This is a genomic window from Mariluticola halotolerans (assembly GCF_021611515.1).
GTDB classification, from domain to species: Bacteria; Pseudomonadota; Alphaproteobacteria; order Rhizobiales; family Devosiaceae; genus Mariluticola; species Mariluticola halotolerans.
In genome coordinates, this window is sequence record NZ_CP090960.1 from 3218746 (window position 1) to 3237681 (window position 18936).

Annotated in this window: 20 protein-coding genes; 7 read left to right on the forward strand and 13 right to left on the reverse strand. The window is 57.2% G+C overall.

What is annotated here, in order from left to right; translation table 11 throughout:
- Positions 1-17: 17 nt before the first annotated feature.
- From L1P08_RS15375 to L1P08_RS15425, 11 genes are all read right to left on the reverse strand, one after another.
- The gene (locus L1P08_RS15375; protein ID WP_303617869.1) at positions 18-842 is read right to left on the reverse strand and encodes an inositol monophosphatase family protein; all 825 of its coding nucleotides are present in this window, start codon (positions 840-842) and stop codon (positions 18-20) included.
- On the reverse strand, positions 842-1846 hold the full coding sequence (locus L1P08_RS15380; RefSeq protein WP_303617870.1) for a LacI family DNA-binding transcriptional regulator: 1005 nt from the start codon (positions 1844-1846) through the stop codon (positions 842-844). Before L1P08_RS15380 ends, L1P08_RS15375 begins: the two co-directional genes overlap by 1 nt.
- Entirely contained in the window at positions 1843-2613 is a 771-nt protein-coding gene (locus tag L1P08_RS15385; protein WP_303617871.1) for a glycerophosphodiester phosphodiesterase, read from the reverse strand. Before L1P08_RS15385 ends, L1P08_RS15380 begins: the two co-directional genes overlap by 4 nt.
- Positions 2610-3668 carry an ABC transporter ATP-binding protein gene (locus tag L1P08_RS15390; RefSeq protein ID WP_303617872.1) on the reverse strand — a complete coding sequence of 353 codons (1059 nt, stop codon included), beginning with the start codon at positions 3666-3668 and terminating at the stop codon, positions 2610-2612. The genes L1P08_RS15385 and L1P08_RS15390 overlap by 4 nt, the downstream gene beginning before the upstream one ends.
- Positions 3668-4510, reverse strand: a complete 843-nt coding sequence (locus L1P08_RS15395; RefSeq protein WP_303617873.1) for a carbohydrate ABC transporter permease — start codon at positions 4508-4510, stop codon at positions 3668-3670. Before L1P08_RS15395 ends, L1P08_RS15390 begins: the two co-directional genes overlap by 1 nt.
- A 1-nt stretch (position 4511) precedes the next feature.
- Positions 4512-5813, reverse strand: coding sequence for a carbohydrate ABC transporter permease (locus L1P08_RS15400; protein WP_303617874.1), 1302 nt, complete (start codon positions 5811-5813; stop codon positions 4512-4514).
- A gap of 66 nt (positions 5814-5879) precedes the next feature.
- Positions 5880-7226 carry an ABC transporter substrate-binding protein gene (locus tag L1P08_RS15405; protein WP_303617875.1) on the reverse strand — a complete coding sequence of 449 codons (1347 nt, stop codon included), beginning with the start codon at positions 7224-7226 and terminating at the stop codon, positions 5880-5882.
- A gap of 403 nt (positions 7227-7629) precedes the next feature.
- Positions 7630-8565, reverse strand: a complete 936-nt coding sequence (locus tag L1P08_RS15410) for a dihydrodipicolinate synthase family protein (RefSeq protein WP_303617876.1) — start codon at positions 8563-8565, stop codon at positions 7630-7632.
- 43 nt (positions 8566-8608) lie between these two features.
- The gene (locus L1P08_RS15415) at positions 8609-9904 is read right to left on the reverse strand and encodes a TRAP transporter large permease (RefSeq protein WP_303617877.1); all 1296 of its coding nucleotides are present in this window, start codon (positions 9902-9904) and stop codon (positions 8609-8611) included.
- Entirely contained in the window at positions 9901-10389 is a 489-nt protein-coding gene (locus L1P08_RS15420; RefSeq protein ID WP_303617878.1) for a TRAP transporter small permease, read from the reverse strand. The genes L1P08_RS15415 and L1P08_RS15420 overlap by 4 nt, the downstream gene beginning before the upstream one ends.
- 24 nt (positions 10390-10413) lie before the next feature.
- Positions 10414-11409, reverse strand: coding sequence for a sialic acid TRAP transporter substrate-binding protein SiaP (locus tag L1P08_RS15425; protein ID WP_303617879.1), 996 nt, complete (start codon positions 11407-11409; stop codon positions 10414-10416).
- Between the two features lie 111 nt (positions 11410-11520).
- Between L1P08_RS15425 and L1P08_RS15430 the strand changes: the two genes are divergently transcribed.
- The 5 genes from L1P08_RS15430 to L1P08_RS15450 all read left to right on the forward strand — a co-directional run bounded on the left by L1P08_RS15430 (position 11521) and on the right by L1P08_RS15450 (position 15774).
- On the forward strand, positions 11521-12195 hold the full coding sequence (locus L1P08_RS15430) for a GntR family transcriptional regulator (protein ID WP_303617880.1): 675 nt from the start codon (positions 11521-11523) through the stop codon (positions 12193-12195).
- 27 nt (positions 12196-12222) lie between these two features.
- The gene (locus tag L1P08_RS15435) at positions 12223-13638 is read left to right on the forward strand and encodes a protein adenylyltransferase SelO (RefSeq protein WP_497007246.1); all 1416 of its coding nucleotides are present in this window, start codon (positions 12223-12225) and stop codon (positions 13636-13638) included.
- Positions 13639-13739: 101 nt separating this feature from the next.
- Positions 13740-14333, forward strand: coding sequence for a sigma-70 family RNA polymerase sigma factor (locus tag L1P08_RS15440; protein WP_303617882.1), 594 nt, complete (start codon positions 13740-13742; stop codon positions 14331-14333).
- Positions 14330-14989: a ChrR family anti-sigma-E factor gene (locus L1P08_RS15445; protein WP_303617883.1), complete on the forward strand. Its 660-nt coding sequence runs from the start codon at positions 14330-14332 to the stop codon at positions 14987-14989. Before L1P08_RS15440 ends, L1P08_RS15445 begins: the two co-directional genes overlap by 4 nt.
- A gap of 2 nt (positions 14990-14991) precedes the next feature.
- Positions 14992-15774 carry an SDR family NAD(P)-dependent oxidoreductase gene (locus tag L1P08_RS15450; RefSeq protein ID WP_303617884.1) on the forward strand — a complete coding sequence of 261 codons (783 nt, stop codon included), beginning with the start codon at positions 14992-14994 and terminating at the stop codon, positions 15772-15774.
- On the opposite strand, the gene L1P08_RS15455 is transcribed toward L1P08_RS15450, so the two are convergent.
- Together L1P08_RS15455 and L1P08_RS15460 are read right to left on the reverse strand one after the other, a co-directional pair.
- Positions 15743-16534, reverse strand: a complete 792-nt coding sequence (locus L1P08_RS15455; RefSeq protein WP_303617885.1) for a DUF1365 domain-containing protein — start codon at positions 16532-16534, stop codon at positions 15743-15745. The two genes, L1P08_RS15450 and L1P08_RS15455, sit on opposite strands and share 32 nt — an antisense overlap.
- Positions 16531-17862 carry an NAD(P)/FAD-dependent oxidoreductase gene (locus L1P08_RS15460; RefSeq protein ID WP_303617886.1) on the reverse strand — a complete coding sequence of 444 codons (1332 nt, stop codon included), beginning with the start codon at positions 17860-17862 and terminating at the stop codon, positions 16531-16533. The genes L1P08_RS15455 and L1P08_RS15460 overlap by 4 nt, the downstream gene beginning before the upstream one ends.
- Before the next feature lie 135 nt (positions 17863-17997).
- Here L1P08_RS15460 and L1P08_RS15465 point away from each other — a divergent pair, with 135 nt between their 5' ends.
- Both L1P08_RS15465 and L1P08_RS15470 read left to right on the forward strand, forming a co-directional pair.
- Positions 17998-18405 carry a DUF2177 family protein gene (locus L1P08_RS15465; RefSeq protein WP_303617887.1) on the forward strand — a complete coding sequence of 136 codons (408 nt, stop codon included), beginning with the start codon at positions 17998-18000 and terminating at the stop codon, positions 18403-18405.
- Between the two features lies 1 nt (position 18406).
- Positions 18407-18913: a hypothetical protein gene (locus tag L1P08_RS15470; protein WP_303617888.1), complete on the forward strand. Its 507-nt coding sequence runs from the start codon at positions 18407-18409 to the stop codon at positions 18911-18913.
- Positions 18914-18936: the final 23 nt, after the last annotated feature.

Consider the following 18936-nt stretch of genomic DNA (forward strand, 5'->3'; position numbering starts at 1 on the left):
CTAGTCGGTCGCCAATGTTAAAGCTGTTGGCATGAAGAAGCTAACTGTTTGTGCAAAAAAGAAAAATCGTCTGTCAGGCCTTTTGCATTGGCGACAATGGCACCGCCATTGAGCAGGATATCCGCAATTGGGGGCATCAGTACGGCAGCACCCGCCTCGTGGGCGATCAGTGCGCCGGCCAGCATGTCCCAACTGTTGAGATGGTTCTCATAATAGAGGTCTGCCGTCCCATCGGCGACACGAACCAGACCGATGGCTGCGGCGCCCATGCGTCTATAATCGATTCCGCGGGCATATAGTTCCCTGACGACTTGAATATAAACGTCAAAATCGGTGCGGCGGGAGTGGCCGAGGACAGCAATTGCCTTGTTGGGATCCGTCAGGGTTGATGCGTGAACGGCTTTACCTTCGCTGAATGCGCCATTGCCTCTTATCGCGGAGAATACCTTGTCACGGGTCGCATCATAGATGACACCGATCTCAATGTGCTCGCCAAGGACAAACGCGATAGACACGCCCCAATGGCGGAAACCGCGCAGAAAATTGGTTGTGCCATCGATCGGATCAACTACCCAGACGGCCTCGGTATTCACCGCGCCGCCGGTTTCCTCACCCATGAAGCCATCATGGGGAAAGGCCTCGGCGATGGCTGAACGAATGGTGTCTTCGGTCTGCCGGTCGGCAATGGTGACAAAATCCTGATGACCCTTGTTCTCAATGACCAAAGAGGACGCGCTGGCGTTCTGCCGGAATGTGGCGGCCGAGCGGCCAACCTCGCGTGCCAGAGTTTCGGCAAATTCAGCACGGGCCTTGATCTCGCGAACAGACAAGTCATGCACCATTATGCGGTCCTGCGCTTGATCATGGTGACAGCGGTGAATTCGACACGGGCCGGCATGCCAGGATCTTCCATGCGCGAGATCAGCAGGTCGATGGCCTGCTGAGCCTGAATATCGCAAGGCTGCAGAATGGTCGTCAGTTGATAGGCATGCCAACTGGCCTGGGGAATGTCATCATGGCCGATGACCCGGACCGGCCCTGATTTGCGGACCGTGCGGTCTTTTGCGAGACGGTCGACAACACCACAGGCAAGGTAGTCGTTGACGCAGAACAGACCGTCGATATTGGTGCCGTGCAACTGCGCCGCACCCTCAAATCCGCTGGTATAATCATTGACCGGAATTGGCAGGATGTCCGGCGTTTTACCCAGGCTGCGGCAACGGGCAACGAAGGCATCGAGACGCCGGCGGGCGGTATAGGACACGCCGGGCGCGGCCATGACGGCGGGCCGTTCGGCCCCACCCTCAATCAGGAGATCGGCTGCCATCTGGCCTGCTGTCTTGTCATCGGAGACAACCCGGTCAACAAACGGGATGTCCTCACCCTTGTTGATCAGGACGATTGGGATGCCATAAGCCGCGCATTCTTCGCAAAGCGCTGTTGGCGGCGCATCCGAGGTAACCAGGACGCCCGAGACCGAATATTGCAGCAATTGCTCGATGAAATCCGACGTGCTGGCGGTGCTGGATGTGGGCAGCAGCAGCGGCCGGAAATTATGCGCCAAAAGGGTACGCGACAATTGGTCGATCTGCAGAGTCCGAAACGGGTTATCAAGACCAGCGGCGACCACGCCCACGAGATCGGAGCGCTGGTTGATCAGGCTACGCGCCAGATAATTGACGCGATAGCCCAGTTCCTTGGCGGCTTTGTGCACTTTCTCGCGCGTTTCAGCGGATACGCTGGCATCCGGGGTGAACGTGCGTGATACGGCGGCGCGCGAAACGCCGGCGCGTTCAGCCACATCATGTGAGGTGACCTTGCGGGGGCGGGTCTTTTTCTGGTTCATGCAAAAGCTCGGGGCTGGTCTGCAGGGCGTAGGGTTTCGGGCAAGTCTGTGCAAATGCCCAGAACCGGCAGTTTGATAATGTCGGCGATAATCTCGGGACGTTCCTCGTGCCAGAGCACAATCTCGCGGCCAGCCTGGAAAGCTTTCGTGCAGAGCGCCTCGGTTACCAGATCCTGCGGGCGATCACTGGCGCGTTCCCAACAGAGATGGATAATGTGGGCACCGGCGCGGTCGGCCATGGCGTGGGGATCATTGCCCGCACGCACGAGGACAGAAAGCGGGTAGTCACAATCGCTATCACGCAATTCACGCACCTGATTGGTGTCGAATGAACCAAGGGTGGCAAAGCGCTGATTATGCGCCACCAGTTCCCGCCAACAGAGCAGCCCGGTGCCCGGCGCCTTGAGTTCGATATAAAGGCCTGTGCCCAGTTCCCGCGCGAGGGCTGCCACCTCTGAAAACGTGGGCACCGCTACATTCTCGAGAGCCACGAGTTCGGCGGCAGTGAGTTCGGAGATGCGTTTGTCGATGCCAAAGACGCGCTGCAAATGATCGTCATGGCTGACTACGACCACGCCGTCGCTTGTGAGCTGGGTGTCCAGCTCCCACATTTCCGCGCCCATCTCCGCGGCCAGCCGGAAGGCTGCCAGCGTGTTCTCGGTCAAATGTCCGCTGGCCCCGCGATGGCCGATGCAGAAGGGTAATTTTGATTGCTCGTGTGGCCATTGATGGCGTTTAAGGAACGGTGTCAGATCGTGCTGGTTCATAGCCGTGTGCCGTCCTGAGTGAAGACCATGATCTGATTGCTGTTCGCGCCCCAGCGCACTTCATCGCCTACTGCGATATCATCGCGCACCGGCTGGATCGAACGCAGAACACTGCCATTTGCGAGCTGAACGTCGTAGAGATTTTCGCGTCCCTGGGTTTCGACAAATACGACCTTGCCGGGGATAATCGCGTCGCCCGCCGGACCGAAATCCTCCGGGCGGATGCCCAATGACAGCGGGCTACCATTTGCGGCAACAGATTTCGCGCCCGGCAAATCAAGTTTGAGGTCGCTGTTCTCTAGCGCGAAGCCGGCATTGTCGGCTGTGCCGCGTAAAAAGGCGATGGGCGGATTGCCGAGGAAACCGGCGACAAACTCGGTTGCCGGGTTGTGATACATTTCGGTGGGCGTGGCGATCTGGATGATTTCGCCGGCATTCATGATAGCGATGCGGTCGCACATGCTCATGGCTTCCACCTGATCATGGGTCACAAGGATCGCCGTGATGCCGGTCTCGAGCTGAATGCGACGGATTTCCGAGCGCATTTCCAACCGCAATTTGGCATCGAGATTGGCCAGTGGCTCATCAAGCAGCAGCACATCGGGTTTGCGGATCAGGGCGCGGGCGAGGGCGACACGCTGCTGTTGGCCGCCGGACAGTTCGGCCGGACGCCGCGCCAGCAGATTTTCGATATGCACCATCTCCGCGATTTCCCCTACCTGCCGGGTAATCTCGGCGGCAGGCGTTTTTTTCACCTGCAGCGGGAAGCCGATATTCTGGGCAACGGTCATATGCGGATAAAGGGCATAGGACTGAAACACGACGCCGACACTGCGCTGCTGGCTGGGAATGTCGGTGACGTCTTTTTCGCCAAACAAGATGCGGCCGCCAGTGACCTTGTGGATGCCGCAAATGGCAAACAGCGTCGTGGATTTGCCACAACCTGAGGGGCCAAGCAGGGCGAGCATTTCGCCGTCATGGACCTCAAGGGTCATGTCTTCGATGACCTTGGTGGTGCCGAAGGATTTCGAGAACTGGTCGAGAAGAATGCGCATTAGCCTTTCGAGCCTCCGCCGTAGATGTTCATGAGGTGCTTTTGGAAGAAGACGAAGAGAATGAGCACCGGGATGATGTAAAAGACGCCAACCGACTTGAAGAGCGCCATGTCAAAATTATTGTCGTCGGCAATCAGTGCCGCGAGATAGACAGAGAGCACCTGTACCTTGTTTCCCGGCGTCAGCACTTGCGGCAGGATGAATTCGCTCCAGCCCGAGAGAAAGGCAAATAGCCCAAGGGCTGCGAGGGCCGGTTTGACCTGCGGCAGGACCAGCCGCCGCCATACGGTGAAGCGGCTGGCGCCATCAGCAATACCGGCCATTTCGATTTCCCAGGGCACGGTGTCGTAAAAGCCCTTCATCAGCCAGATGCCCAAAGGCAGATCAAGTGCTGCCTTGACCAGAATGACGCCGATCAGGGAATTGTAGAGCCCCACCATTTGCAGCACGATGAAGATCGCAATGATCAGGGTGACCGATGGAAAGGCATGCAACACCATGACGCCTGCCAGAAAGACGCCGCGTCCGGGCACGTTCAGGCGGGAGAGCACATAGCCTGCCATCGACGAGACCAATAGAACGATGGTTGTGGTGGAGGTGGCAAAAATCAGCGTGTTGAGCGCCACCTGCCAAATGTTTGCTTTGCCCGGTTTGGTGTGCCAGAGGAAGTCCCAATGGGCCAGCGTGAAGCTGGTGGGGAAGAGAGAACCGGGGGGCGTGTCTGTAATCGTGTCGATGAACAGGTAAATATACATCAGCACAAGCGGCAGACTGACAATGGAGAGTGCCAGGATAATCGGCCAGGCTTTGAAGTTCACCGAGGGTGTGGATTGAATGGCCATATTACTGCTCGATCAACGGTTTGGAGACGAGTTCGCGGTAGTTGAATATCCGCAGGTAGGCGAGCGCCAGAACGATGCCGATAATGACAAGGATGAGGGCCATGGCGGTACCAAGGCCGTACTCAAGATTGCCGGCATAATTGTTGAGCGCTGTATGATAGGTCGCGAGTGCCCAGACTTCGGTGCTCCCGCCGGGACCGCCGTTGGTTGACAGCAGGATCAGGTCGAAAGATGTCAGCAATGACAGGGTCTGGTAGCAGGTCACAAACAGGATCGGCCAACGCATTTGCGGCAGCACGATATGCCGGATTTGTTGCCAGCGGTTCGCGCCGTCAACTTCGCTGGCATGAAAATGGCTTTTTGGGATGGCCTTGAGCGCTGAGGAAAAGACCAGCATGCCCATGGAGGCGCCGACAAAGCCGTTAATCAGGATAACAAAGAACCAGGCATTGGCGGCATTATCGAGCAGGTAATTGCGTGAGGGCACGCCGAATTGCTGGAGAAACAGGGAAATAAACCCGGTGTCCCATGTCAGCCATTTCCACATCAGCACATAGATCACCGGCGGCGAAATGCGGGGCAATAACCAGATAGCGCGGAAAATGCCGGCCGAGGTGTCGGGCATATAGTGGGTGGAGATGGCGAGGATCAGCGCGTAGCTGGTGTTAAAAACGATCAGCGTGACGCCCACGTAAAGAACTGTATTGAACAGAATGCGGGCTGTGTCGGAACTGGTGAACAGGCGATGGAAGTTTTCCGTCGTCCACACCCAGCCGGTATAGGTCAGCTCTGCAATCGTCTCTTTCTGGTCGGCATCATAGTTGAGCCCCATGCCGTCGAGCGCTGCGAAAAGCTCCTGCTTGGTGTCGAACCGCGCGTTCAGAATTGAACGGTTGAACATCTCGGAGATCTTCTTGACCTCGCGCGTTGAAAGACGTTCCCGAAGACTTTTGAGCATGCGTTCGGCATCGCGGCGTGAGGCAAAGACCTCGTCCAAATGCGCGCTGCGCAATTCTTCGATGATCCGCGGCGAGATCTCGTTTTCTTCCAACGTCGCAAGCCCCGCCTCGTCGATGACATATTTGGCTTCGGCGAGCTGTTCTGCAATTTCGGGAATGGAGGCATCCATGCGCTGCAGAGAGTTTGGTGCCACCTGATAAGCGCCGCCGGAAATGCCCGTTGCTGTGCTCATATTGGTAAAGGAGAACGCGGCAGTCAGAACCACCGGCATGAGAAATAGCAGCACCACGATGATAACCGCGGGTGCAATCAGCAATAGTCCGAGCGTCTTTGAACTGTTCATGAGAGCGATACCGTCTGCTGAAAGGGACGGACGCTGAAAGGTTCAGCGCCCGTCACACAATAGGGCTTAGCGGATGACGATGGCGTCGCCGAGCGTGCTCTTCAGCTCGGATTCAGCATCGTTGATCGCCGCTTCGACGGTCTTGGTGCCGGTCCATGAAGCTTCAAGGTTCTTCCACATGATGCCCCAATAGGTGCCGAAGTCGGAATTGTTCGGCATCGCATTGGCGAAAGGCAGAAGGGTTTTGGTGGCTTCGTTGGCCCAGCGGTCATTGCTGTAGAGATCGATCATGGTTTCCTCGGGCGAGATGCCGAGGTGAGCCGACTTGATCGCGTGCAGTACGTTGATGCGCGGCTCGGAAGCGATCTTGACCAGCTGTGCGGCAATCTCGGTTTCGCGCTCGTCGTGATCGCTGATCAGGAGGTATACCAACGGATGGGTCAGCGTATTGGCCTTGCCACCGTCGCCAGCCGGAATCAGCGAGAACGTGATGTTACCAAAGAAATCATCAAGGCCTTCCTGATTGACATAGCGTGCATAGTGCCAGGTGCCACCGTGCCAGATGCCAGCCTTACCCGACGCCACTTCCGCATACCACTGGTCACCGGGGGTGCCGATGTGATTTTTGCGTGTGATGTCTGCGGCAACGGCGTCAGCGAAGAACTGGTAAGTCTTGGTCATCGCGGCCTTGTCAAAGACAAGCTTGCCATCTTCTTCCATTGCGCCGCCAAAGCTGGTGTAGAACTGCCAGTAATCGGGGCCGTTGGAATTGCGCGGATAGAAGCCGTAACCGGCTTCAACAACGCCTGCTTCCTGCATTTTCTTGGCGTCGGCGAGAACGTTCTCAAGCGTATATTCACCGTCCTCGATTTTCTGGGGCAGGGCGGCAAGGTCAGCGTCGGTATAACCGATGGCTTTCATGTGGTCGTTCCAGAAGAACATGGGCCGGGATTCTGCATCCTGCGGCAGGCCATACAGAACGTTACCATAGGACGAGATTTCGAGCAGATTGGGGTAGATGTTGGCGATTGGCCAGCTGTCGAGATCAACATAATCTTCAATCGGCACAATCAGCCCCGACTGGGCCCATGGGGCGATATCTTCATGGCCGGTGGCGACGATGTGCGGCGCGGTCCCTGCTTCTGCGGAAAGCGTCAGTGCCTGCTTGAAATCGTCCCAGGTATTATGCGGTGTTTTTTCGACGGTGATGTTGAGGTCTTCGCCCAGGATCGCTGCTTCGCGTTCCATGAATTCGGCTGCAATCTCGATGGCATCAGTGCGGTAGTGATCGTTGGGGCCACTGCCACCCGACCAGACGCTGATGGTGATGTCCTCGGCCAGTGCAGCGGATGCTGTCGTTGCTGCGATAGCGGCGATCGCCGTTGTTCGGAGCAATTTGGATAGAATGGTCATTGTTCGATGTCTCCCTAATGAGCCGTTGAGCGGCTTGTCCTCCAGCGCGGTGACCCGCCCGTGTTTGGGCAGACCGCAATCCCTTTGGCGCAAGTCCAGCTTTTTCGCTGTACGGGCCTTGAATGACGGCCTCATGACATTTTGCGCACGTGTACAAAACAATGCCGAAAATGACGGAATTGTCATTTTGTACACGTGTACACTGCGGGCTGTTCCTGGGGTTGTCAATTGTTTTGCAATTGGCGCAGGGAGCTGTGGGGTCGCTGAATAAACCCCTGAGACAGTGATCCCCGAAAACTGATTTTACTTAAACAAGCTGATTTTCGGGCATTTAGGGTCGTAAAAAAGCCGGTGCGGGAAAGCCTGCACCGGCATGGAATTTTCAATGGCACCAAGGCCGTAGCTAATTGCCCAGGGTTTTGATTTGGTCGCGATAATGCGCGGTGCCCTGAATGAGCCGGTCCACCACGACGTCGAGCGCCCAGAAGCGCTCGCGCACATCATACTCAATCGTGCGGCTGTGGATGCTTTTGATCGTGCCAAGCCGCTGATGCAGTATTTTGGCGATAACCGGATAGCCAAATGCTTCACTGAGGGCGCTCATGACCAGGAAGGTTGCCATTTCCTCGGCGAGGTCTGGATGGTTTTTGCCATGGTCCTGCAGCCAGCGGTAAAGATCGGGGTGATAATTGTTGGCTATGCCGCAGAAACCGGGGGCACCGGCCTGCATGGCGGGCCAGGCAATCGCGGCATTGGCGTTCACCACCGCAAAAGGTGTTCCTTTGGACATTTCCACCCGGTGCATCAGCAAGCCCATCTCACACGAGACGTCTTTCATGACCGAAAAGCGGCCGCTCTGGGCGCAGGCCTTGAATTCGTCATCGCTCAGAAGGCGGCGATAAGGGGCGGGGCATTCGTAAAAGCCCAGAGGCATGTCCTTGGGCAATTGCGCCATCAGCGTGTCGAAGTTCTGGCGGAAGATTTCGGCGCCCTGTTTGTTCGGATCGAGCCGGTTAGAGACCAGCACCAGCCCGTCAATGCCGGTGTCGGCGATTGCGGTCAGTTCAGCGACCTGATCATCAATACCATCGGCCACGTGGCCCGATGCGACTACCGGAATGCGGCCATTGGTGACCTTGGCAGTGAACTTTGCCAGTTCAACACGTTCCTCGACACTGAGGAACTGCATTTCGCTCGACTGACATACGGCAAACAGGGCATTGGAGCCGTTGGCGATATACCATTCAATGAGCGCTTCCAGACCCGTCCAGTCGATCTTCCCTTCGTCATCGAAAGGGGTCAGCATTACTGGAATAATTCCGTCTACAGGGGCGATCATATTTGGGCTTTCTTTGAGGTTGTCAGTTCGGTACGCGGTCGGGCTATCCCTGATAGCCAAACAGGCGCGGCAGGAAGAGAACGATTTCGGGGAAGAGGATCATGGCCAGCAGTGCGCCCAAAAGGACCCAGAGGAAAGGCCATGTCTCACGGATAATGTCCTTGAGCGGGATGTCGGTCACTGCGTTGATGACAAACAGCAGCACACCATAGGGCGGCGTGATCAGGCCGATCATGATGTTGATGACGATCACCACACCAAAATGGACCGTGTCGATGCCAAGCGCATTAACGGTGGGAATGAACAGCGGCACGACGACCAGCAACAGTGTGGTGGCGTCGAACAGGCAGCCCAGCGCCAGGAAAATGACGTTGACCATCAAAAAGAAGACCAGGGGGTGCATGTCGAGGCTGGAGAGGCTGTCGGCGACAATCCCCGGAATGTTCTCGCTGGCGACCAGATAGTTGAATACCAGGGCGGCAGCGATGATCATGCCGACAATGGCCGTTGAACGGGCGCTGTCGAGCAGGATTTCGCGCAACTGGCCAAAGCTGAGTGCGCGGTAGAAGAAAGCTGCAAGGACCAGCGCGTAGGCGGCGGCGACGGCCGCAGCTTCCGTGGGGGTGGTGGCCCCGCCGTAAATGCCTGCGAGCAGGATGACCGGCATCAACAATGCCGGGAAGGCACGTAAGGTGACGCGGGGCAGATCACGCAGGGGCACCACTTCATCGGTCTGGAAATTGCGGCGACGGGCGGTCCATGCGTTGAACAGCATGAGGATGCCGCCGATCAACAGGCCCGGCACAATGCCTGCGAGAAACAGATAGCCAATCGAGGCATTTGAGATGAGGGCATAAAGAACCATCGGGATCGATGGTGGAATGATTGGCCCGATCACGGACGACGCGGCAGTCAGTGCAGCGGCATAACCGGCGGGATAGCGATTGTCCTTGCGCATCATATCGATGATGACGCGGCCTATGCCGGCGGCATCGGCGATGGCGGAGCCCGACATGCCTGAGAAAATCAGGCTGGCGACGACGTTAACCTGGGCAAGGCCGCCACGGAAACGGCCCACCAGTGCGACGCAGAAAGCCAGCAGACGGTCGCTGACCGTGCCCGCGTTCATAAAATTGGCGGCCAGAATAAACAGCGGTACCGCCAGCAGCACGAAGGAATCGAACATGCCGTTGAGGCTTTGCTCTGCGACCAGGCCAACGTCCTGCCCACTGATGAACAGATAGGCAATTGCCGCTGAGAACATGGCAAAGGCGATGGGCAGGCCGGCACCGGCGAGGATGAAAAACCCGGCGATAGCGATGAGAAAGGGCGTGCTCATTGTTCAGGGGTCGCGTTCGTGCTGGCTGCCGCGCCGTTGCGAAGCGCGCGGTAGATGGAGAGGAAAGCGCGGATGGCCACGGCTGCGGCAAACACCACGAAAATGGAATAGATGTAATCGAAGCGGATACGGGTGACCGGGGTCGAATCTATCTTCATGAAGGTCACGTAATCGGTAATCGCGGGCAGCGCGCTGAGGAAAGCCGCGCCCAGAATGATATGTCCGATAATGGTCAGCACGCGCCGCTTGGCCGGGCTCAAGGCATCGGAGAGCATCGAGAAGGTGATGTGCTCACTCTCATCGAGCAGAAAGGCGGATGTCCAGAAAACGGTCCAGATATAAAGGATCACGCAGGCTTCCGACGTCCAGCCCAATGGCTGATTGACGACATAGCGCATGAAAATCTGGAGGAGGAAGGAGGCGAACATGGCCGTGAGTAAACCCACGGCCACGATCTCAGCGAATTTGCGCCATTTAGCGATCATTGACGCTAATTCCTTGGTTTGCCGCTACTGAACGGCGTTTACGCGGTCGACAATACCCTCGGGCCATGTCTCGGCAAAGCTGGATTCAAGGTACATCTGCTGAACGCGGGTGCGGAATGCTTCGCGGTTCGGCTCGTAAACCTTGAGGCCTTCACCTTCAAAGAAGGCGATCAATTCGGCTTCGTCCTTGATGCGCATTTCATCGTTATAGGCAGTGGCTTTCTGGGCGGCTGCGGTCACGGCTTCCTGCTGCGCGGGGCTCAGCTTGTTCCAGGTCTCGTTGGACATGGACAGGAAGATGGCATCGACCAGGTGCGAGGTCAGCACGATCTGCTTGGTGACTTCATAAAACTTTGCAGCCTTATCGGTCGGCAGCGGATTGTCCTGGCCGTCAACAACGCCGGTTTGCAGGGCGGTATAGACTTCACCGAAGGCGATGGAAACCGGGGAAGCACCGAGGGCGGTGCCGAGGAACTGCCAGGCATCGGAGCCGGGCATGCGCAGCTTGGTGCCGGCCAGATCTTCAGGGGTCTGGATGTCCTTGTCATCGCGCAGGTTCAGCTGGCGTGTGCCGAGATAGCCAACGTCGAGAACATGAATGTTCATCTGGTCGGAAACCATGCCATAGAATTCCTGGCCGATTTCGCCACGGAACACGGCTTTCTGGTGCTCTGGATCGCGGATCAGATAGCCGGCGGTGAACACGGACCATGCGGGGATCTGCTTGGCGATATCCTGAGCGGAGATCATGGCCATGTCGAGATTGCCGCGCTGCATGGCTGCAGGCTCGGTGCCCTGCTTGAACAGGGTGGCGTTGAGGTGGATTTCAACGTTCACTTCGCCGGGCAGGGCGCTTTCAACTTCGTCCTTGAAAACCGTGAGCATTTTCGCATGCCAGTCGGATTCGACGGCGGGGGTGGAAATGCGCAGCTTGATGGGGTCGGCGGCGAAGGCTGGCGCGACGCCCGAAAGGGCGAGGGCAGCGGCGGCCGCAAGTGTGGCGCGTCTGGTAAAGGTCATTCTAAATTCCTCCCGAAAGGTGCAGTTTTTATTGCGTAACGTCGTGTAACTGGGGTAGCGTTTAACACGATCACACACTAACATGTCAATGACATTTTACTGGCGGGAAGCATGCAGAAAACGGAAAACAGTTCAAAAACCCTGCGGGCTGAAGCCTATGACCGGGTGATCTCGCTGCTGAATATTCAGGCGTTGCGTCCCGGTCAGGTGGTGACCCAGCGCGAGCTGCTGGAACAGACCGGCACATCGCTGGCGGCTGTGCGTGAGGCCATTCCCCGGCTGGAGGCTGAGGGGCTTATGATCGCGTTGCGCCAGCGGGGGCTGATGATCCCCAATGTCGATGTGGCTTTTGTGCGAAATGCCTATCAGCTCAGGGTTATTCTGGAACTCGAAGCAATTGCGAATGCGCCCAAGCACATTCCACTGGCGACGATAAAGGAATGGGAAGCCTTGCATCGCGGGATTTTGCAGCGGCTTGAAGATGAAGGGCCGACTGAGGCAATAGCCGAGACGGCGCAGGATATTGACTGGTCGATGCATGACCAGCTGATTGACTCACTGTCGAACGATTTGATTTCCGAGGTTTACCGTGTCAATTCCGTCAAGGTGCGCATGGCGGCGCAGAAGCGCCTGCTGGTGACCCCGTTCAATGTGGTCCGGGTGATGAACGAGCATCTCGATATTCTTGAAGCCTTGCGCGAGCAGCGCGGAGCGGATGCCGCTGCGGCCATGCGCAAGCATATTGGTAATTCCATGCAGCTCGCACTTGGCGGCGATATCGACTAGTTTTGTGGTTCCCATTCAAGGAGCCGCATCATTTCTGCATTCAGACCCAGTCTTGCTCACGCCCGTCTTGGCCCTGCCTTTTTTGATGAGGTGGCGCCGGCGGATTTTCCGCAGCATATCCTGCGCTACCGCAATCAGCGTGCCGCGCAAACCGTGGGGCTGGGTGGGCTGAGCGATACCGAATGGCTCGATCATTTCGGCCGCTTTCATCCGCTCGAGGGCAGTTTCCCAAAACCCCTGGCGCTGCGCTATCACGGGCACCAGTTTCAGAACTACAATCCCGATCTCGGTGACGGGCGCGGCTTTTTGTTCGCGCAGCTACTGGACGAGAAGGACCGTCTGCTCGATCTGGCGACCAAGGGGAGCGGTCAGACCCCATGGTCGCGGCAGGGCGACGGGCGGCTGACGTTGAAGGGCGGGGTGCGCGAGGTATTGGCCACCACGATGCTGGAAGCGCTTGGTGTTGATACTTCAAAGAGCTTTTCGCTGATCGAGACGGGCGAGAGCCTGCATCGGGGCGACGAGCCTTCACCAACCCGGTCCGCCGTATTGGTCCGGCTTAGCCATTCCCATATCCGTATCGGTACGTTTCAGCGGCAGGCCCATTTGCAAGATGTTGACGCATTGTCCCGGCTTACAGCGCATGTCATTGAGCATTACTATCCCGATTGTGCGCGCGAAACGATGGCCGCTAGTGCGGCGGCGTTGCTGGAGGCGGTGTGCGCCCGGGTCGCCGAGACCGGGGCCAAGTGGATTGCGGCCGGTTTCGTGCATGGGGTGCTGAATACCGACAATATCAATCTCACCGGCGAGAGTTTTGATTATGGGCCGTGGCGGTTTCTGCCGCATTACGATCCGGGATTTGCCGCCGCCTATTTTGACCAGACGGGGCTTTATGCTTTCGGACGGCAGCCGGACGTTCTGGCATGGAACCTCACCCGGTTGGCAGAATGTCTTTTGCCCCTTGGTGAGCAGGCTGATCTGGAACGGGCATTGAATACGTATTTCCCGGCCTTCCAGCGGGCTTTGCCAACAGCTTTTCTGGCGCGACTGGGGTTGGTGTCGGAAGGCGCAGAAGCGGATGCTGCGCTGCTGGAAACGCTATTCAAATTCATGGCCAGCTCGAAAGCGCCTTACGAACAGGTCTTGTTTGACTGGCGCGGGGGCATGGAAAGTGCAGCGCGGGCGGCAAAAAGTCCGATTGCTGAACTTTATCAGTCTGATGCCTTTGCTCCTGTTCGGGCACGTCTGGTTGCCTTCACGCCGGCACCTAGACTCAATCTGGATAATTCCTACTTCAAACGGGCACAACCGCGCACGATGTTGATCGATGAGGTCGAGGCGATTTGGGCCCCGATTGCTGCGGATGATGACTGGTGCGGTTTTGAAAAGGCATTGACGGAAATTGCCGATATGGGGCGGGCCTATGGCCATATGCCCTGATGCGCTCTCCGTTTGAAAATCGCCAATCGCCACAATTTCAATATAGAGTGATCCGGTGGCGAATGAGCCGCGTAATGCAGTTATGAGTATGAGGGCGGCGCATGGGATCAGCGACGGAAACGCAAGCAGGGGCGGAGGCCGGCGATAATCCGGCCGAGATACATCGTGCCTTGATGGCGCGTGTCGCGGCTTGCCGTGACCGCGAAGCATTCGGTGCGCTGTTTCTATATTTCGGCCCTCGGGTGAAATCCCTGATGTTGAAGGGCGGCGCGGATCATGCGCAGGCAGAGGATATTGTGCAGGACGTGATGATGGTGGTGTGGCGCAAGGTACATCTCTACGCGCCGGATCGCGGCAGCGTCAGCGCATGGATATTCACCATCGCCCGAAATGCCCGTATCGATCGGCTGCGCCGGAGCGCCTCGCGGCCTTATCAGGATATCGACGACCTTGAACTGGCGTCGGAAGACAGCAATGGCGAGGATGATGCCATTGCCAATCAGCGGTCCCGGCGGGTGGCGAATGCCATGGAAGAACTGCCAGCGGATCAGCGGGAAATTATCGACCTGGCCTATATTCAGGACATGTCGCAAAGCGAAATTGCGGCGCAGCTGAATGTGCCACTTGGTACGGTGAAATCGCGGATGCGGTTGGCCTATGCCAAGCTGAGAGACAAGCTTGAGGAAATGCAATGACTGTTCAACATCACCTCGATGACGCGACGCTTTTGCGCTACGCGAGCGGTGACCTTGATGAGGCCTTTTCGATCGTCGTCGCCGCGCATATTGCGATGTGCGATACCTGCCGGGCTGCAGCCCATGCAGCGGAGGAAATCGGGGGCTACCTTTTGGCTGAAGCAGATGCTGCGCCGCTGGAAAGCAATGCGCTTGACCGCATGATGGGCCTGTTGGATGCGGAGGGGCCGGACATGATGCCGACCCGTCAGATCCGTGTGACGCCGAAGGGTGATGTGCCCTTGCCGCTGCAGCATTTTATCGGGCCGGAACTGGATGACATTCGATGGCGAAAGCTGGTTCCCGGCGTGCGCAAGCATACCATAAAACTGGCAAGCGCCCCGCGTTCCTCCCTTTACATGCTTTATATCGGCGAGGGCATGGCAATGCCCGAGCATGGTCACGGGGGCACGGAAATGACGCTGGTTCTGTCCGGTGCCTATCGCGATGATCTGGGGCGGTTTGGTCCCGGTGATATCGCCGATCTCGATGAGCATGTGGAACATCAGCCGCGCGTCGAACCGGGTGGTCCATGTATCTGCCTGGTCGCGACAGAAGCGCCGACCCGGTTCAAGGGTATTTTCAGTCGGTTGCTGCAACCCCTTGTTGGAATTTGATAATGCCGGACACGCTGAATAAGAAATGGCAAAATGTCTGGATTACCGGTGGCAGCACCGGCATAGGCCGGGAACTGGTGTCTCTGATGGATGGCCATGTGGCACATATTGCAGTGTCGGCACGCTCAGCGGAAAAATTGTCGGAACTGGCTGACGCGGGAAAAACAGTTGCCGCCTATCCGCTTGATGTGTCCGACAAGGCCGCGGTCAAGACTTGTGTCACTGATATCGAGGACGCTGCGGGACCGATTGATCTGGCGGTTCTGAATGCGGGCGCCTGGAAGCTGATGGATGTGGCCGAGATGGATCTGGCTGCGGTGCGCACCGGGATCGAGGTTAATTACATGGGGGTCATGTATGCGCTCGACGCGCTGCTGCCCGGCATGCTGGCCAGGGGTAAAGGCCATATCGCCATTGTTGCATCGGTAGCCGGTTATCGTGGCTTGCCGCGATCGATCGCCTATGGGCCAACCAAGGCAGCGCTGATCAATCTGGCGGAGATTCTACGTACAGAACTCGGGCCGCGCGGCATTACCATCTCCGTGGTCAATCCGGGCTTTGTTGATACACCCATGACGCGGGATAATCCCTTTCCCATGCCCGGCATCATCCCGGCGCCGGTGGCGGCACGCGCCCTGCTGAAAGGCCTTGTGCGCGAGCGTTACGAGATTGTGTTCCCGCTCGGTTTTGTCTTGCTGATGAAATTTTTGCGGATTTTGCCCAACGCCGTTTATTTCTGGCTGGTGCGCACAATCATGATGCGGGGCCTTGACCGGGGCGCTTGATGTAGCTGACCGGTTTGGCCGGTGGCTTGGGGCGTGGCACCAGACGCATGCCCTTGAACCAGAGTTTTGCGGCCTCGATGTGAATGCCGGCATAGACCTTGAGGGTCATGAAGCCGGTGCGCGCCACAGCCCAGAGCAGCCCGGTATCGGTCAATTCTTCCCGTTTTCCATGAAAATGCGCCTTGAGCACCGGGCCGGATGTGTCTCTCAATGCAACACCGACAGTCAGATTGTCGCCAATCGGGGTGACGTGAAAACTATAGGTGCCGCTGACCGGGTTGAAGGGTGAGACGTAGAGCTCTTTGGCGCAGGTCTGCCAGATCAGGCCGTCTTCATTGGGGTCGGCAGGCAGGACATAGGTTTTGTTCTCGCCGAAGGTGTTGTGAACCTCATAAATCACCAGCCGGATAGTGTCGGTGGCATCGCGACCGAAATAGACCGTCAAGGGGTTAAAGGCATAGCCGAGTATGCGTGGATAGCAGAGCATGCTGAACTGCAGGTTTTGTCCTGCAACGCCGGCTTCGCGGGATATCCGGGCGAGATAATCCGGCAAGGGAGATCCGTCGCCGTAATCGGCGTCGTAAAAGCTGAATATATTGAAGCGGTTATGGGAGAACAGCTTCAGGCGCCTGGCCAGCCCGTCGAGATCGTTGCAGTCGAACAGCACGGAGAAAACCTTATAGCTCAGCTTGTGGACCACGGGGCGCTTGCGCGCGTGGCCTACAGTCCCGAAATATAAGGCTTCCCGGACTGGTTTCATTCTGCGGCTGCGATGTCGAGCTGGGCAGGCGCTGCGGCAATCCGGCTTGATGGATTGTCCAGCTGCCATGGGCGGCTGACGCCGCCGAGGCTTTCGGCGACCGCCAGCCCGCTTTGAATGCCATCTTCGTGGAAACCATAGCCGAAATAGGCACCACAGAACCAGGTGCGGCGTGTGCCCTGAATGGCCCAAAGATGCTTTTGCGCCTCTTTGGTGTTACCGTCGAATACGGGGTGCTCGTAGTCAAAGCTGGCTTCGACGGCTTTGGGGTGAATTTCATCGAACGGGTTGAGGGTGACAAACAGATTGGTGTCGGTTTGCAGGTTCTGCAATTCGTTCATCCAGTAGGTCACGCAGAGCGCATTTTCATCGCCAGTATTGTTTTTCAGATAGTTCCAGCTTGACCAGAGCCGTTTGCGTTTTGGCATCCAGCGCGGGTCGCGGTGCAGGACGGCGCGGTTGGTCTGGTAGGTGAACTGCTCGAGCAGGTTTGTTTCGGTATCATCGGGGGAATCCAGCAGGGCCAGCGCCTCATTGGCATGGGTTGCAATCACGACATGGTCGAAGGGGCGCATGGTGCCGCGCGCGTCGTTGATGTGCACGTAATTGGGGTGGCGGACTACGCCAAGGGCTTGATTGTTCTTGATGATTTCAAAGCCACCATCGGCGATCATCCGGTTGACATATTCACGGCTGCCGCCGGTGACGGAGCGCCAAAGGGGGCGGTCGCGAAACTTTAACAGGCCATGATTGGCGTAGAATTCCACAAAAGACCGGGCCGGGAAATCCATCATCTCGCGCATGGAGGTCGACCAGATGGCCGCGCCCATGGGCACGATATGATCATCGATAAAGGTTGTGGAATAGCGCTCGTGGGCCAGAAAATCGCCAAGAGAGATGGCGGCGGGGTGGTTGTCCACCTCTGTCTGGGCGGAGCGGAAAAAGCGGTTCAGATCGGCGAGCAATTGCCAGTGGCGCGGGCTGAACATGTTGCGGCGCTGACCGAAAAAGCCGTTGGCGCCATTGCCTGAATATTCGTAAGTGCCATTGTCCAATGACAGGGCAAAGCTCATTTCGGTCGCATGACTTCTAACACCCAGATGGGCGTAAAGTGCTTTCAGGTTTGGATAATTCAGCTCATTGTAGACGATAAAGCCTGTGTCGACAGGGATCGTGCCGTCGGGGGTTTCAACGTCAACCGTATTGGCGTGACCGCCAATGTGATTGCCGGACTCGTACAGGGTAACCTGATGTTTTTGCGATAAAAGCCAGGCTGCAGACAGGCCGGAAATGCCTGATCCGATGACCGCAATTTTTAGTCTGTCCATAGTCTATCCCGTTCTTGCTGTTGCAGTGGTTACGGGGCAGGGACGGCACCGGATCAGTTATAGCGCCAAGTATTTCTGGGTGATCCGGTTGGGGGACTATAGCGTAAACTCAAGGAACCGGAGGATAATTCGCTCATGACCCGCTATCTGATCGCCTATGGCATTACCGCTGTTGTGTTTTTCGTTATCGATTTTTTCTGGATCACGCGGTTTGCGCGGCAATTCTATGTGGACCAGATGGGGGATTTGCTGGCGGCAAAGCCGAATATCGGCGCGGCGGCGGCGTTTTATCTCGTCTATCTGGTGGGGGTTGTGGTGTTTGCCGTCGCCCCGGCGCTGAAGGCAGGGTCGATTACTACCGCGTTGATTTACGGCGGTTTATTCGGCTTTATCGCCTATGCGACCTATGACATGACCAACTATGCGACCCTGAAAAACTGGCCCTTGCCGGTGACAATTGTTGATCTGGTCTGGGGCACTTGTTTGACGGCTGTTTGTGCGGCGGCGGGCTATTGGGGTACGCAGATGCTGGTGCGGGGCTAGGATGGCGGTTGGGGATGTGATCACCGTCAATGACCGGATGCAGAGCGGGTATGAATATACGCTCGAAGCTCCGGTCGGTGAGGAATTTGCTGAGGGATTTCAACCGTTTCTGACGCCCAAGCAGATGCTGGAGATGGGCGTGTTCGAGGGCAAATATTGCAATGATTGCCAGGACGAATTTCCCCAAGACTGGTTTGAGAACGCCAAAATCAGCGAAAAACCAGACCCGGAATTGAACTATTTCGGGATCAAAAGCCGCCAGAATCTGGGGGTTTGGCGGGAGAAGGGGTGGATTTATCCGCCCGATCCGCGCGGTTGGTTTCAATGGTATTGCCGCTATTACCTCGGGCGGCGGATTGCGCGGGTTGATGCGGTGCAAATCAAGCGCTGGCGGGCGTTTGCGCGGCATGCGGGGCAGATCAAGGCCAATTGTGCGCCCGGCGATGTGTTCTGCCGGCCCCGGCAGCGGCAGGCGCTGCTGCAATGGGCGTATGACCCCCTAATCTAAGGGAAATGTAAGCCTTTTATTCA